Below are 13,718 nucleotides of genomic sequence, written 5' to 3'. Positions count from 1 at the left end.
GGTGGCGCCGTTAGGCTGACCCCATGAGTCAGCCCGCAGAGCGCGTCTACGTCGCACGCCTCGCCGGCACCACCGTCTTCGACCCCATCGGGGACGCCGTGGGGCGGGTGCGCGACGTCGTGATCCTCATGCGCCGAGGGGCAGCGCCCGTGGCCGTGGGCCTGGTGGTCGAGGTTCCGGGGCGACGTCGCGTGTTCCTGCCGCTGACCCGCGTCACGTCGATCGTGCCGGGGCAGGTGATCTGCACGGGCGTGCTGAACCTGCGCCGGTTCAAGGCGCGCGCGTCGGAGACGCTCGCGATCGCGGAGCTGTTCGAGCGTTCGGTCACGATCAAGTCCGGACGCGAGAAGGCCTTCATCGAGGACATCGCGATCGAGCCGATGCGCGGCGGCACCTGGGCCGTGACGCGTCTGTACGTGCGCAAGGCCGAGCGCCGCAAGGCGGTGCTGGGCTTCTCGCGTCGCGGCGAGGCCGTCGTGGTCGAGCTGGACCAGGTCACCGGCCTCATGCGACGCGACGAGGTCCAGGGGGCGCAGCTGGTCATCCAGAGCTTCGCGGACAACAAGCCTGCGGACCTCGCGGCCGCGCTCATGGAGATGTCCCCCGAGCGCTCTGCGGAGATCGCCGCCGCGCTGGACGACGAGCGCCTCGCAGACGTCCTCGAGGAGCTGCCCGAGGACGACCAGATGCGCCTGCTGGGCACGCTGCACAGCGATCGTGCCGCGGACGTGCTCGAGGCGATGGACCCGGACGACGCCGCGGACCTCCTGGGCGACCTGCCGGAGTCGCAGGCGGAGGCGCTGCTGGGCCTGATGGAGCCGGAGGACGCTCAGCAGGTGCGGCAGCTGCTCGCCTACGAGGACGACACCGCCGGCGGACTCATGACCACGGAGCCCGTGATCGTGGGACCGGAGACCACCGTGGCCGCCTGCCTGGCCCTGGTGCGCAAGCAGGAGCTGCCGCCCGCGCTTGCCTCGATGGTGTTCGTGGTGCGCCCGCCACTCGAGACTCCCACCGGTCGCTACCTCGGTCTCGTGCACATCCAGCGCCTGCTGCGTGAGGCGCCGCACGAGGCGATCGGCAGCTACACGGATCCCGCGATCGAGGCGCTCGAGGCGCAGGACTCGCTCCAGGAGGTGTCGCGCCGCATGGCGGCGTACGACATCCTCGCGCTGCCCGTGGTGGATGACGACCGCCGGCTCCTGGGCGCGATCTCGATCGATGACGTGCTGGACCACCTGCTCCCCAACGACTGGCGCGAGCACATGGACGATGCCGACGCCGCGGAGGCGGCATCATGAGCGACCGCCTCGATCGCCCCAAGGGCGAGCAGCGGAGGTTCGGCCGGCGACGGCGCAAGGACTCCGACCGGTTCGGGGCGGTGTCGGAGGGCATCGCGCGGTTCCTGGGGACGCCTCGGTTCCTGGTCTACCTCACGGTGTTCTGCATCGTGTGGCTGCTGTGGAACTCCTTCGCGCCGGCGGACCTGCGCTTCGACTCAGCCGCGAACGGCTTCACCGCCCTCACGCTCATGCTGTCCCTGCAGGCGTCCTACGCCGCGCCGCTGATCCTGCTGGCCCAGAACCGCCAGGACGATCGCGACCGCGTCTCCGCCGAGCAGGACCGTCAGCGCGCCGAGCGCTCCCTCGCGGACACGGAGTACCTCGCGCGCGAGGTCGCGTCCCTGCGCCAGGCCATCAACGAGACCGCCACGCGCGACTTCGTGCGCTCGGAGCTGCGGGCGCTTCTCGAGGAGCTCCAGCAGACGGAGCAGGAGGAGTCCCAGCCCACCGAGCCGGGCGTGCGCTGAGCTGGCGGCTCAGTCCCAGGGAAGCGCTCGCGAGCGCGAGCGGGTGAACATCGCCGTGGCGACCACGGCGCCCGAGCTCACGAGCAGCGCAGCGACGAGCGCCAGGAGGGGCTCGCTCGCGTGCATGCCGATGATCGCGTCGGGCGCGATCGAGGACTCGAACGCCGTGATGAGCGACTGTTCGGGGTGGAGCGCACGGTCGAGCGCCGTTCCCACCGCCGATGCGAGCATCCAGGCAAGCATGGCGATGCCTGCGGCCGCGAACGCGACCAGCCATCGATCCGCGAGGCCTCCCAGGCGCATGCCGGCACCGGCCAGCACGCCGATCACGATGGTCGCGGCGAGGATCTCCTGGCCCACCAGCACCTGCAGCGCCACGTAGAGGACTCCCCCTGCCAGGCTCAGGACGGCGCTGAGCGCGAGGGCCCGTGGCCACACCCGTTCGCGATCAGGTTCGACCGGGGCGTGAGGCAGCGCGTTCGCGCGGGGCGGATGGATGCGCTCCGCTGGGCCCATCGCGGCGCCTCCGCGAGACTGCCGCGGCGCGGACGAGCCGCGCTCCGGATAGAACGTCTGTGAGTACGACACCGTCACCCCTCCCGTGAAACCGGCGCTCATTGCATGCATCGTTGCATGTAATCGCGGCGTCGGCAACGGTGCGCGGCGCGTCGCGTGCAGTATCTCACACGCCCCTGCGCAGAGGCCTGAGAATGCACCGGCTAGAGGACGGCCACCGCGCCGTCCCCGCCGGTTCGCTGCCAGCAGCCCAGCACCTACGATGGACGCATGCCTACCGTCGAGCTGCTCCGCGACGCCCTCAGCACCGTCATCGACCCCGAGATCCGCCGCCCGATCACCGAGATCGGCATGGTGCGCTCGGTGGACCTCGATGGCGCCACCGCCGTGATCGGCATCGACCTCACCACGTCCGGATGTCCCATGAAGGAGCGCATCACGGACGACGTCAAGGGCGCCGCCGGCAAGGTCGCCGGAGTCGCCGACGTCCGCATCGAGCTGGGCGTCATGAGCGAGGAGCAGCGCCTCGAGCTGCGCTCCAAGCTGCGCGGCGGCAAGCCTGAGCCCGTCATCCAGTTCACTCAGCCCGGCAACATGACCCGGATCTACGCGATCGCCTCCGGCAAGGGCGGCGTGGGGAAGTCCACTGTGACCGCGAACCTCGCCGCCGCCATGGCGCAGGACGGCCTCAAGGTGGGCGTGCTCGACGCGGACATCTTCGGGTTCTCGATTCCCGGGATGCTGGGAGTCAAGGGCCAGCCCACGCGCCTGGACGACATGCTCCTGCCTCCCATCGCGCACGAGGTCAAGGCGGTCTCGATCGGCATGTTCGTGCCCGAGGGCCAACCCGTGGTGTGGCGCGGGCCCATGCTGCACCGCGCGATCGAGCAGTTCCTCGCGGACGTCTACTGGGGCGATCTCGACGTGCTGCTCCTGGACCTGCCGCCGGGCACCGGTGACATCGCGATCTCCGTCGCCCAGCTGCTGCCTCACGCCGAGCTCGTGGTCGTGACCACGCCTCAGTCGGCGGCCGCTGGAGTCGCCGAGCGCGCCGGCTCGATCGCGACGCAGACGTCGCAGAACGTCGTGGGCGTGATCGAGAACATGGCGTGGCTCGAGCAGGCGGACGGCTCGCGCCTTCACGTGTTCGGAGAGGGCGGCGGACAGATCGTCGCTGACAGGCTCTCGAAGACCCTCGGCACCACGGTGCCGATGCTGGGTCAGGTGCCGCTGGACATCGTGGCGCGCGAGGCGGGCGACGCCGGCACGCCCGTGGTGGTCAGCGACCCTCAGTCGCCTGCTGCGCAGGCGATGCGCGAGATGGCACGCACGCTGAGCGGACGTCAGCGCGGCCTCGCAGGCCGCTCGCTGGGCGTCACCCCCGTGAGCCGCTGAGTCCCTCGACTCAGCCGCCCTGCATGCTCAGACGGGGTCGACTCGCCTGCCCCAGCCCACGATGATCGCTGCCACGACGCCGGCGAACAGGCCGCCGGTGGACACCGGAGGCGTCGCGAGCGCCACGAGGAGTGCCTCGTTGAAGCCCGGCCCCTGCGCTCCCAGCTCCGACAGCAGCGGGATGTCGCCGCCGACCATGCCCGTCACGCCCATGAGATGGATGCCGATCACCGTCACCAGGAACGTCTCGGCCTGCAGCAGCAGACTCGGACCGGTCGCCAGGTAGCGCACGGCGAAGCCCACGGCGGCGGCCAGGAGCGCGCCCAGGATCGTCATCGCGAGCACGCTGGGCTCGCTCGCCACCAGGACGGACAGCAGCAGGCCCACCACGAGCGCGACGATGAGCCCAGCGGTCACCGGACCCACCCGATTCTCGCGCACGCGGTCGAGGATCGACCTGCTGTGGGACGGCTCCACGGCGGGAGCGGACGCGGGCGGCTCCGCGGCCGGTGCGTCGCTCGCCGCGTCTGCTGGCGGCGCGACGTCCTGGGCACTCGCCGATGCGGGCGCGGCTGCGTTCGCGGCTGCGGGTCGCCTGGTCGCGGGCGCCTTCGTGGCCGCTGGCTTGCGTACGGGAGACTTCCTCGGGGCTCGCTTGGGGGCGGCCGGAGCCTCCTCGGAGCCCGAGGGGGCAGATGCGTCGTCGGCCATGGGTCGTCCTCCTGCTCGGAACCGGTTCGCCCATGGTACGCCGCTCGCGTCGACGCCCTCGCCATCACGGTCCTTCCTGGCACAATGGCCCCTATGGGGAGCGAGGCCTCCATGGAGGGCCCGGATTGGGTCGATCCGTGGACACGGGGGCAGGGGGAGGCCCGTGCGCGCGCGCTGTTCTCCCAGACGTGGGACGGCGAGGCGAAGGGGGTCTGGTCCGCACCCGGTCGCATCACGATCATCGGCGAGCACACGGACTACAACGGTGGCCTCTCGCTTCCCACCGTGACTCCCCACCGCACCTATGTGGCCGGCAGGGCTCGCGAGGACGGCAGGCTGCGGGTGGTCTCGGAGGCGGGCGACTGGCTCGAGGGCCCTGGTCGCACCTGGGAGTGCGACATGGACCTCATCGATCCCACGACGGCTCAGGGGTGGCCCGCGTACTGCGCCGGAGTGGTGTGGGCGTTGCGCGAGCGGGGCTTCGACGGACCTGGCCTCGACCTCGCGATCACGTCATGCGTGCCGCCGGGTGCGGGCCTGGCGTCATCGGGCGCGGTCGAGTGCGCGACGGCACTGGCGGCGAACGCCCTGTGGCGCCTGGCGCTCGATTCGGACGAGGCGCACGCCGAGCTCGCGGAGGCCTGCCTCCATGCGGAGGAGGCCATCGCGGGCGCGCCCACGGGCGGGCTCGACCAGCACACCCAGCTGCGCTGCCGCGAGGGCGAGGCCCTCGAGCTGGACTTCAGCGAGCACCCTCCGCTCGCGCAGCATCGTCCGCTGTACTTTCCCGACTACGGGCTCGGACTCCTGGTGATCGACGTGCGCACCGCAGGCCGCCGGCGCACCGAGGGCTTCGTGGAGCGTCAGCGCCAGTGCGCGGCTGCGGCACAGGCGCTGGGCGTGGCCTCGCTTCGCGAGCTCGCCGGGGCGCCGGACGCGCGCATGCGCATCGAGGCCCTCGCTGATCCGGTGCTGAAGGCGCGCGCACGGCACGTGGTCGCGGAGATCGAGCGCGTCTCCGACGTCTGCGCCGAGCTCGCCAACACGGGCCCGGCACACGAGCGGTTCGTGCACGTGGGCAAGCAGCTCTACCGCTCGCACGCCTCGCTCGAGGTCGACTTCGACGTCTCGAGCGCGGACCTCAATCTCGCCGTCGACTCCGCCTTCCGCGCGGGAGTGCTCGGTGCGCGTCTCGTGGGCGCCGGGTTCGGCGGCAGCGCGATCGCACTCGTGCGCCGCGCAGAGGCGGACCACGTCGCGGCCCGCATCGACGAGGCCTTCGTCGCGGAGCACCGCCCGCGACCGCGGTTCCTGATGGTCTAGGCGGCTACAGCGCGTAGTCGACGATCAGGGGCGCGTGATCCGACCACCGGGTGTCGTACGACGGCGCGCGGTCCACGCGGACGTCCGTGACGGCCGCTGCCAGTGCCGGTGAGGCGAACTGGTAGTCGATGCGCCATCCCGCGTCGTTATCGAACGCCTTGCCTCGCATGGACCACCACGTGTACGGCCCCGGCTGGTCGCCCACGTGCGTGCGGTGGGTGTCGACCCAGCCGGCCTCGACCCAGCGATCGAGGTAGGCGCGCTCCTCCGGCAGGAAGCCCGCGGACTTCAGGTTGCCCCTCCAGTTCTTGATGTCGTTGTTCTGGTGCGCGATGTTGATGTCGCCCATCACCACCACGCGCTCGAACTGCGAGCGCAGGGCGTCCATGCGCGCCGTCGCGGCGTCGAGCATCGCGTACTTCAGGTCCATCGAGGGCGTCCCTGCGGTGCCGGAGTGCTGGTACGTGGAGACCACGCGCACGGGCCCCGCGGGCGACTGCACGGTGGCCTCGATCCAGCGTCCCGTGTGGACGGGCTCGCGCATGATCTCCCCCAGCGCCTCCACGCCCGACACCACATCCGTGAGCTCGGAACGCGAGGCTATCGCGACGCCTGCGCGGCCCTTGATCTCGCAGGCCTCCTCGACGACCTGCCAGTGCTCGCCGACGAGCGGCCCCGTGATCTCGAGCGGCGCGCGCACCTCCTGGAGGCACACCACGTCCGCACCCGAGCCGTCGAGCCACTCGGCCATGCCCTTGCGCGCGGCGGCTCGCACGCCGTTGACGTTGACGGACACGATGCGCATCAGCGGATCCCTGCCTCTCGTTCGGCGGCCTCGACCACATTCGACAGCAGCATCGCGCGGGTCATGGGACCCACGCCGCCGGGGTTGGGCGAGTACCAGGAGGACTTCGCCACCGCACCGCCGCTGATGTCGCCGGCGACCTTCGACTTCCCGGTCTCCGGGTCCGTCACGCGGGAGACTCCCACGTCGATCAGCACGGCGCCGTCCTTCACCATGTCCGCGGCGATGATGCCAGGAACGCCCGCAGCAGCCACGATCACATCGGCTGCGCGCGTGTGCGACGCCAGGTCCGCGGTGCCGGTGTGGCACAGCGTCACCGTGGCGTTGACGGCCTTGCGGGTCAGCAGCAGGCCGATGCTGCGGCCCACCGTGGTGCCGCGTCCCACGACCACGATGTCCTTGCCGCGCAGCGAGACGCCATGGCGCTCGATCAGCTCGATAATGCCCTTGGGCGTGCAGGGAAGCGAGGAGGTCACCTCCTCGGACACTCGCAGCACCAGGCGGCCCAGGTTCGTGGGATGCAGTCCGTCCGCGTCCTTGTCGGGGTCGATCAGCTCGAGCACGCGGTTGGTGTCGATGCCCGGGGGAAGGGGCAGCTGGACGATGAATCCCGTGCACGCCGGGTCCTCGTTGAGGCGCGCGACCGCTGCCTCGATCTCCTGCTGCGTCGCGGTCGCCGGGAGGTCTTCGCGGATCGACGCGATGCCCACCTCTGCGCAGTCCGCGTGCTTGCCGTTGACGTACCAGGTGGAGCCCGGGTCGTCCCCCACCAGCAGCGTGCCGAGGCCCGGAGCCGCGTCGCGGTCCCGCAGGACCGCGACGCGCTCGGCGAGCTCGGCCTTGATGGCGGCCGCGGTGGCCTTGCCGTCGAGTCGCTGAGCCGACATCTCCGCAGCCGCCACTACTGCTGCAGCCCGTCGTACAGCGGGAAGTCGTCCGCGAGGCGCTTCACGCGAGCGCGCAGGCTGCTCACGTCCGCACCCTTGCCGGCGATCAGCGCCGTCGCGATGACGTCCGCCACCTCGGTGAACTCCTCGGCGCCGAAGCCGCGTGAGGCCAGCGCAGGCGTGCCGATCCGAAGCCCGGAGGTCACCATCGGCGGGCGGGGGTCGAAGGGCACCGCGTTGCGGTTGACCGTGATGCCCACCTCGTGCAGCAGGTCCTCGGCATCCTGGCCGGTCAGCTCGGAGTGGCGCAGGTCCGCCAGCACCAGGTGGACGTCCGTGCCGCCCGTGACGACGGACACGCCGGCGTCCGTCGCATCGGGCGCGAGCAGGCGTTCGGCGATGATGCGCGCGCCTTCGAGCACGCGGTCCTGGCGGTCGCGGAACTCGGGTGCCGCGGCGGCCTTGAGCGCGACGGCCTTCGCGGCGATGACGTGCATCAGCGGACCGCCCTGCTGGCCCGGGAACACCGCGGAGTTGAGCTTCTTCGCATACTCCGTATCGCGCGACAGGATCATGCCCGAGCGCGGCCCACCGATGGTCTTGTGGATCGTGGTCGACACCACGTCCGAGTGCGGCACGGGGCTGGGGTGGAGACCTGCGGCGACCAGACCGGCGAAGTGAGCCATGTCCGTCCACAGCTTGGCGCCCACCTCGTCCGCGATCTCGCGGAATGCGGCGAAGTCGAGGTGACGGGGGTACGCGGACCAGCCGGCGATGATGACGTCGGGACGCTCGGCCAAGGCCTGCTCGCGCACCTGGTCCATCTCGATGCGGTGAGTCTGCTCGTCGACGCCGTAGGCGGCGACGTTGTAGAGCTTGCCGGAGAAGTTCAGCTTCATGCCATGCGTCAGGTGACCGCCGTGGGGAAGGGACAGGCCCATGATGGTGTCGCCCGCGTTGATCAGGGCGTGCAGCACCGCGGCGTTGGCGGTGGCGCCCGAGTGCGGCTGAACGTTGGCGTACTCGGCGCCGAAGAGCGACTTCGCGCGGTCACGCGCGATGTTCTCCGCGACGTCGACCTCCTCGCAGCCGCCGTAGTAGCGGCGGCCGGGGTAGCCCTCGGCGTACTTGTTGGTGAGCACCGAGCCCTGCGCCTGCAGCACGGAACGGGGCACGAAGTTCTCGGACGCGATCATCTCGAGGTAGGTCTGCTGGCGGGTGAGCTCGCGGTCGAGGACCTGGGCGATCTCGGGGTCGAAGTCCTGCAGGGTCGCGTTCATGACCTCTGCGGTGGCGCTGGAGTCGGTGCTCATCTCGTTCCTTGTCTGCTTGCCGCGGCGGCAGGGCCGCCGGTTGTCCGGTGACCTTGGCCCAGGCGTACGACCAACAGTCCTAGAAGAGTGCCGCTCCCTCGTGGTGACCCACTGCGCCAGTCGCGACGCGCGCCAGTCTAGCAACGCGCATCGGCCGCGTGCGAGCCCGGCGCTAACGCGAGCGCGCGCGGTCCCTCCACCACCGCAGGTCCATGAGCGGGCGTGTCCAGGCGACCACGCGCGGCTGGGTCACTGCCCACGCGAAGAGGGCCGATGCGAGGGCCAGGACGGGCAGCATCACCGGCCCCGAGAGCGCTTCCGGGTAGCCATGCAGGTGGGCCGGATACAGCAGGAGCGGGTGCAGCAGGTAGACCGGCAGGGTGGCGGCGCCGATCACGGCGAGACGCCGCGACTGCGGCCCGCTGAACGACAGCAGTGCGAGAGCGAGCGCGCCACCGAGGGCAAGGACCGCCGCGCGCTGGACGATCCCCGCGGCGTTCGTGAGCCCGAACACCTGATAGCTGTCCGTCAGGAACAGCACGCTGCGATCGAACGTGGGTGAGGACACCCACGACCAGACGAGCGCGCCAGCGAGCGCGATCGCCGCCGCGATCCGCACGGGACGGGTGCGCAGCCGCGCCCACCACGCGTCGCGCCACAGCAGGCCTGCGACGAAGAACGGCGCGAACGCGACGATGCGCGACAGCGCCAGCGCCAGCGTCGAGCCCACCACATCGAGGGTGCCCACGAGCAGCGCGGCGCAGGTGGTCACCGTCACCGCTGCCGGAAGGCGGCTCAGCCACGGCGCGGCCACACGCCACGCGAACACCGCGGCGAGGTACCACAGGGTCCACGGTGGCGTCAGGGGGGTCAACGCGGGGCTCTCCGCCGTGAGCGCGGCCGCCAGCGCCACGTGGATCACGGTGAAGACCGCCAGCGGGAACAGCAGTCGCGTCGCGAGGCTGCGCAGCGAGATGTGCGTGGACCACCGGGTGACGTAGCCGGTCAGGAACACGAACGCAGGCATGTGGAACAGGAACAGCCACTGCAGCACGGCCTCGGAGACGCGACCCTCGAGCGGCTCGATCGCGTGACCGAACACGACCAGGACGATGAGCGCGCCCGCGACCGTGTCGATCGAGCGGTCGCGTGGCGCGCGCTCTGGGGCGTCGCCTGCGGCGGCATGCGAGGTCGCGGGCGTGGGGGTGGACAGTGCGGTGCTCACACCCTCATCGTCACCGCTGCGCCTCTCAGATGACGCTCAGATGGACGGCCTCAGTTGTCGCCGCGCACCGCGTTGTCCGCGTCGTCGTCGACGATCGCGCCGGCCTCGAGCACCTTCTTGAGGTACGCGTAGGTCAGATCGCCGGCGACCTGGTCGAACTGGTGCTCGTAGCCCGCCTTGTTATACAGCGCGATGTTGTGCTTGGAGTTCTGGCCGGTGAAGACCCAGACCTCCTTGGTCGACTCGGGCAGGTGGCCCAGCACCGCGAACAGCAGCTGGGTGCCGATGCCCTGCCCTTGCTTGTCCGGCGTCACCGCGAGGCGGCCGATGGTCGCCTTGTCCCCCTCGATGCCCACCCTGATCGAACCGATGAGGCGTGCACCCTCCCATGCGCCCAGCGTGACCACGTCCTCGGACTCGAGGTCCACCAGCAGCTCCTCGAGCGTCTGCGTGAGGGCGGGGATGTTCGGGTCGTTGTAGAGTTGAGCCTCCGTCACGAACGCCGCGCGGCGCACGGTGAGAAGCTCTCCCACGTGGTCGGCTGTGACGACATCGATGCGCACCTGATCTTCGCTCATGTCTCCATACTGCCAGTGTGAGAGAACTCTCAGAGTGACGACATCCGTTTTGTCTACAATGGGCCCGCACGGCGGGACAGGCGCACGCGACCAGAACGGGAACCCATGCCAGCATCACTCCGACCCACGTTGAACCGCAGCATTGTGGCTCTCCTCATCGGCGCCATGGTCGCCGCTCTCATGGTGGCGGCGTCCACCAGCGCGCAGGCGGCGCAGACCACCAGCGAGGCGAGCATCCAGCGAGGCGACTCGACCACGGCGTCGATCGACCTGAGCGACGAGGGCGTGGCCGGGCCGGCGCATCTCCAGTACAAGCTGAACGGCGCCTGGCACACGTTCCCGATCCATCTCGCGATCCAGGATGGCGTCGCGACCCACACGTGGTCGCCGTCAGGCACGCGGACCTACCGCTTCACCTCGAACGGCCAGATTTTCGACACCTTCACCGTCCGCGTCGAGCCCATCGACCTCACCTACTACCGTCACGACGCGTCCATCGATCGCGGCGACGTCGCCGAGGTCACCGTGCGCGCCTCACACGGCGGGTCGGGCTCCGGCGTGCTGCAGTACAGCCGCGACGGTCGCACCTGGGGCACGTCCTCGATCGGCGTCGAGTTCGGCGACGACGGCAAGGCGAACATCCAGTGGCGCCCCTCCTCGACGCGCTACTACCGCGTCAACGCGTTCGGCGCGAGCACCGGAGCCTTCCGCATCTACGTGGCGCAACCTGCGCGCTACTCGCTGTCGTCCTCGGTGAGCGCGAACACGGTGAAGGACAAGGAGGCGGTGTGGGTCACCGGCGTGGTCAAGGACCGCGGCAGCAACCCCGGCGCCACGCGCGTCCGCATCCAGCAGCGCACGGGCGGATCCTGGTTCACCGTCACCACCCTGACGACCTGGGGCAACGGCTCGTTCCGTCACCAGGTCAACCCCAGCAGGACCACCGACTACCGCGTGGTCGCGCTGCCGGGGACGTCGAGCCAGGTCATCGGGCCTGCGCTGACGGTGACGGCCTCCTCCGGCTCGCGCACCCTCGAGGAGCGCCGGCAGGACGTGGCCTGGCGCCTGGGCTCGCCGACGTCCTCCATCAAGAACCTCGGTGCCGCCTACCTGAGCAAGGCCGACTATCCCGGTGGGGCGACCGCGGGCCGCTACCAGTTCTTCCAGGACGGCATGCTCGTCGAGGTCACGAACCGCTTCGGTACCCGCACCTGGATGGTGCTCGACGACATCGAGACGGCATACCGCAACCGCCACTGGTGGGGCGGGTCGCTCGGCCTTCCCTTCGGCGACGTCACCTGCGGCTACCTGGAGAGCGGCTGCCTGCAGCAGTTCTCGGGCGGCGCCGTGTACGAGAACGGCTCCTCGATGAGCCCGGGGACGTACGTCGCGTACGGCGCGCCCGACCTCGCCTCGCCCCTCGCGGCGGCCTACTCGCAGGCCGGCTACGAGGAGCCGTCCTGGCGGAGCAACAAGTACAACTCGTGGATCGGCGACAACAACGCCTGGTGCTCGGTGTTCGTGACCTGGTCCTTCTACGCGTCGGGTCAGGGCTCCAAGATTCCCTACAGCTCGAGCTACCCGAGCTTCGTCAACGAGCTGCGCTCTCGGGGCGTGCTCGACATGAGCCCCTCCACGGCGGAGCTGGAGCCCGGCGACGTGGTGCTGTTCGACTGGGGCACGGGGACTCCATCGCACGCGGCGATGGTGCGCTCGGTGTCCGGGGGCAGCACGCTGTTCACGATCGAGGGCAACACCACCGACGGATCGGGTGACCCGCAGCGCGGCGTCTACATGCGCACGCGAGGCCTCTCGAGCGTGTGGGCGACCTACTCGCCGCGCGACCTGTGACGGAGCAGGCGGCGGGGCGGTCCCCATTACGCTGAGGTCATGGCCTCCGCTTCCTGGATTCTCAGTCTGTCGTGTCCCGATCGTCCCGGCATCGTGCACGCCGTCTCCGGCCTGCTCGCACGCCACGAGGGCAACATCACGGAGAGCCAGCAGTTCGGCGACCCTGACACGGGGCTGTTCTTCATGCGAGTGGAGTTCTCCTCGAGCGCGGATCGCGCCACGCTGGAGGGCGCCATCCTCGAGGTGCTGGCGCCCTTCGACATGACGTGGACGCTCGACGTCGCCGGCCGGCGCATGCGCACGGTGGTGATGGTGTCCAAGGCCGCCCACTGCGTCAACGACCTGCTGTTCCGCGAGCGCGCCGGGACCCTTCCGATCGACATCGCTGCCGTGGTGGGCAATCACGAGACGCTGCGCCCGCTCGCGGAGTTCTACGGCAAGCCCTTCCACCACATTCCGGTGACCGCGGACACCAAGCCGCAGGCGGAGGCGCAGGTGCTCGCGCTCGTGGAGTCGCTGGACGTGGAGCTCGTGGTGCTGGCCCGCTACATGCAGATCCTCTCTCCCGAGCTGTCGACCGCCCTGCACGGCCGGGCCATCAACATCCACCACTCGTTCCTGCCCAGCTTCAAGGGCGCGCGCCCGTACTTCCAGGCGCACGACCGGGGGGTCAAGCTGATCGGGGCCACCGCGCACTACGTGACCGCGGACCTGGACGAGGGGCCCATCATCGAGCAGGACGTGGACAGGGTGGACCACACCGCGACGCCGGAGACGCTCACGGCGCTGGGAGCGGACGTCGAGCGCCGCGCCCTGGCCCGGGCCGTGCGCTGGCATGCCGAGCACCGTGTGCTGCTCGACGGGCACCGCACCATCGTCTTCAGCTGAGATCCACGCGCGGTGTTGACCGCGTCACACTCCCTCAGTACGCTCCCCTGCGGAATGACAGCCATCGAGCAGGGGGGTCCATCCATGCACGCCAACACGCGTGTGAGCCTGACCGCAGCACTGACGAGCGTCGCGATGCTGGTGGCGTTGATGCTCACCACGATGGTGGCCGCGCCCGCGCGGGCCGCGACGTCATTCGCGGACGTCTCCAGCGGGCACGTCTTCGCCAAGCACATCCAATGGCTCGCGGACTCGGGCGTCACCTCCGGCTACGCCAACGGCACCTTCGGCCCCTCCGACGCCGTGACGCGCGGACAGATGGCAGCCTTCCTGTACAAGCTGGTCGGATCGCCTGAGCAGAGCCTTCCCGCGACCCCGACATTCTCGGACGTGCCGCGCTCCCACGTGTTCGCGCG

The 13,718-nt window shown here is 70.4% G+C and carries 14 protein-coding genes and 1 riboswitch; of the genes, 7 read left to right on the top strand and 7 right to left on the bottom strand.

Translation table 11 applies throughout. The features are described from left to right. Nucleotides 1–23: 23 nt before the first annotated feature. Both Dac01nite_RS10490 and Dac01nite_RS10485 read left to right on the top strand, forming a co-directional pair. Nucleotides 24–1,301, top strand: a complete 1,278-nt coding sequence (locus Dac01nite_RS10490) for a magnesium transporter MgtE N-terminal domain-containing protein (RefSeq protein ID WP_203656739.1) — start codon at nucleotides 24–26, stop codon at nucleotides 1,299–1,301. Then, nucleotides 1,298–1,810, top strand: a complete 513-nt coding sequence (locus tag Dac01nite_RS10485) for a DUF1003 domain-containing protein (RefSeq protein ID WP_203656737.1) — start codon at nucleotides 1,298–1,300, stop codon at nucleotides 1,808–1,810. Before Dac01nite_RS10490 ends, Dac01nite_RS10485 begins: the two co-directional genes overlap by 4 nt. A 9-nt stretch (nucleotides 1,811–1,819) precedes the next feature. Here the strand turns inward: Dac01nite_RS10485 and Dac01nite_RS10480 are convergent, their stop codons facing one another. Next, nucleotides 1,820–2,428, bottom strand: a complete 609-nt coding sequence (locus tag Dac01nite_RS10480; RefSeq protein WP_203656735.1) for a hypothetical protein — start codon at nucleotides 2,426–2,428, stop codon at nucleotides 1,820–1,822. Nucleotides 2,429–2,596: 168 nt separating this feature from the next. Between Dac01nite_RS10480 and Dac01nite_RS10475 the strand changes: the two genes are divergently transcribed. Then, nucleotides 2,597–3,721 carry an Mrp/NBP35 family ATP-binding protein gene (locus tag Dac01nite_RS10475; protein ID WP_203656733.1) on the top strand — a complete coding sequence of 375 codons (1,125 nt, stop codon included), beginning with the start codon at nucleotides 2,597–2,599 and terminating at the stop codon, nucleotides 3,719–3,721. A gap of 27 nt (nucleotides 3,722–3,748) precedes the next feature. On the opposite strand, the gene Dac01nite_RS10470 is transcribed toward Dac01nite_RS10475, so the two are convergent. After that, nucleotides 3,749–4,432, bottom strand: coding sequence for a hypothetical protein (locus Dac01nite_RS10470; protein ID WP_203656731.1), 684 nt, complete (start codon nucleotides 4,430–4,432; stop codon nucleotides 3,749–3,751). A 93-nt stretch (nucleotides 4,433–4,525) separates the two neighbouring features. Between Dac01nite_RS10470 and Dac01nite_RS10465 the strand changes: the two genes are divergently transcribed. Beyond that, nucleotides 4,526–5,755 (top strand): galactokinase, encoded by a 1,230-nt coding sequence (locus Dac01nite_RS10465; protein ID WP_203656729.1) that lies wholly within the window; start codon nucleotides 4,526–4,528, stop codon nucleotides 5,753–5,755. A gap of 4 nt (nucleotides 5,756–5,759) precedes the next feature. Here the strand turns inward: Dac01nite_RS10465 and Dac01nite_RS10460 are convergent, their stop codons facing one another. The 5 genes from Dac01nite_RS10460 to Dac01nite_RS10440 all read right to left on the bottom strand — a co-directional run bounded on the left by Dac01nite_RS10460 (nucleotide 5,760) and on the right by Dac01nite_RS10440 (nucleotide 10,563). Continuing rightward, nucleotides 5,760–6,560 (bottom strand): exodeoxyribonuclease III, encoded by an 801-nt coding sequence (locus Dac01nite_RS10460; protein WP_203656727.1) that lies wholly within the window; start codon nucleotides 6,558–6,560, stop codon nucleotides 5,760–5,762. Next, nucleotides 6,560–7,447: a bifunctional methylenetetrahydrofolate dehydrogenase/methenyltetrahydrofolate cyclohydrolase gene (locus Dac01nite_RS10455; protein WP_203656722.1), complete on the bottom strand. Its 888-nt coding sequence runs from the start codon at nucleotides 7,445–7,447 to the stop codon at nucleotides 6,560–6,562. The genes Dac01nite_RS10460 and Dac01nite_RS10455 overlap by 1 nt, the downstream gene beginning before the upstream one ends. 14 nt (nucleotides 7,448–7,461) lie before the next feature. Next, nucleotides 7,462–8,760, bottom strand: a complete 1,299-nt coding sequence (glyA, locus tag Dac01nite_RS10450) for a serine hydroxymethyltransferase (protein WP_275404550.1) — start codon at nucleotides 8,758–8,760, stop codon at nucleotides 7,462–7,464. 49 nt (nucleotides 8,761–8,809) lie between these two features. After that, nucleotides 8,810–8,894, bottom strand: a riboswitch (ZMP/ZTP riboswitch). Nucleotides 8,895–8,932: 38 nt separating this feature from the next. Beyond that, the gene (locus Dac01nite_RS10445; protein WP_203656721.1) at nucleotides 8,933–9,985 is read right to left on the bottom strand and encodes an acyltransferase family protein; all 1,053 of its coding nucleotides are present in this window, start codon (nucleotides 9,983–9,985) and stop codon (nucleotides 8,933–8,935) included. Between the two features lie 50 nt (nucleotides 9,986–10,035). Then, nucleotides 10,036–10,563, bottom strand: coding sequence for a GNAT family N-acetyltransferase (locus tag Dac01nite_RS10440; protein WP_203656720.1), 528 nt, complete (start codon nucleotides 10,561–10,563; stop codon nucleotides 10,036–10,038). A gap of 129 nt (nucleotides 10,564–10,692) precedes the next feature. On the opposite strand from Dac01nite_RS10440, the gene Dac01nite_RS10435 reads away from it, so the two are divergent. The 3 genes from Dac01nite_RS10435 to Dac01nite_RS10425 form a co-directional block, all read left to right on the top strand. After that, on the top strand, nucleotides 10,693–12,414 hold the full coding sequence (locus Dac01nite_RS10435; RefSeq protein WP_203656719.1) for an LGFP repeat-containing protein: 1,722 nt from the start codon (nucleotides 10,693–10,695) through the stop codon (nucleotides 12,412–12,414). A 39-nt stretch (nucleotides 12,415–12,453) separates the two neighbouring features. Beyond that, nucleotides 12,454–13,302, top strand: coding sequence for a formyltetrahydrofolate deformylase (gene purU / locus Dac01nite_RS10430; RefSeq protein WP_203656717.1), 849 nt, complete (start codon nucleotides 12,454–12,456; stop codon nucleotides 13,300–13,302). A gap of 84 nt (nucleotides 13,303–13,386) precedes the next feature. Then, on the top strand, nucleotides 13,387–13,718 hold a 332-nt coding region (locus tag Dac01nite_RS10425), incomplete at its 3' end, for an S-layer homology domain-containing protein (RefSeq protein ID WP_203656708.1).

The organism is Demequina activiva (assembly GCF_016862815.1).
Taxonomy (GTDB): Bacteria; Actinomycetota; Actinomycetes; order Actinomycetales; family Demequinaceae; genus Demequina; species Demequina activiva.
The sequence above is the reverse complement of the archived record's forward strand: the minus strand, read 5'-3'. Positions and strand labels throughout refer to the sequence as shown.

Coding starts and splice junctions, on each gene's coding strand:
- Dac01nite_RS10455 (WP_203656722.1), bottom strand. CDS start 7,447: ATGTCGGCTCAGCGACTCGACGGCAAGGCCACCGCGGCCGCCATCAAG.
- Dac01nite_RS10485 (WP_203656737.1), top strand. CDS start 1,298: ATGAGCGACCGCCTCGATCGCCCCAAGGGCGAGCAGCGGAGGTTCGGC.
- Dac01nite_RS10490 (WP_203656739.1), top strand. CDS start 24: ATGAGTCAGCCCGCAGAGCGCGTCTACGTCGCACGCCTCGCCGGCACC.
- purU (WP_203656717.1), top strand. CDS start 12,454: ATGGCCTCCGCTTCCTGGATTCTCAGTCTGTCGTGTCCCGATCGTCCC.
- Dac01nite_RS10475 (WP_203656733.1), top strand. CDS start 2,597: ATGCCTACCGTCGAGCTGCTCCGCGACGCCCTCAGCACCGTCATCGAC.
- Dac01nite_RS10470 (WP_203656731.1), bottom strand. CDS start 4,432: ATGGCCGACGACGCATCTGCCCCCTCGGGCTCCGAGGAGGCTCCGGCC.
- glyA (WP_275404550.1), bottom strand. CDS start 8,760: ATGAGCACCGACTCCAGCGCCACCGCAGAGGTCATGAACGCGACCCTG.
- Dac01nite_RS10465 (WP_203656729.1), top strand. CDS start 4,526: ATGGGGAGCGAGGCCTCCATGGAGGGCCCGGATTGGGTCGATCCGTGG.
- Dac01nite_RS10440 (WP_203656720.1), bottom strand. CDS start 10,563: ATGAGCGAAGATCAGGTGCGCATCGATGTCGTCACAGCCGACCACGTG.
- Dac01nite_RS10480 (WP_203656735.1), bottom strand. CDS start 2,428: ATGAGCGCCGGTTTCACGGGAGGGGTGACGGTGTCGTACTCACAGACG.
- Dac01nite_RS10460 (WP_203656727.1), bottom strand. CDS start 6,560: ATGCGCATCGTGTCCGTCAACGTCAACGGCGTGCGAGCCGCCGCGCGC.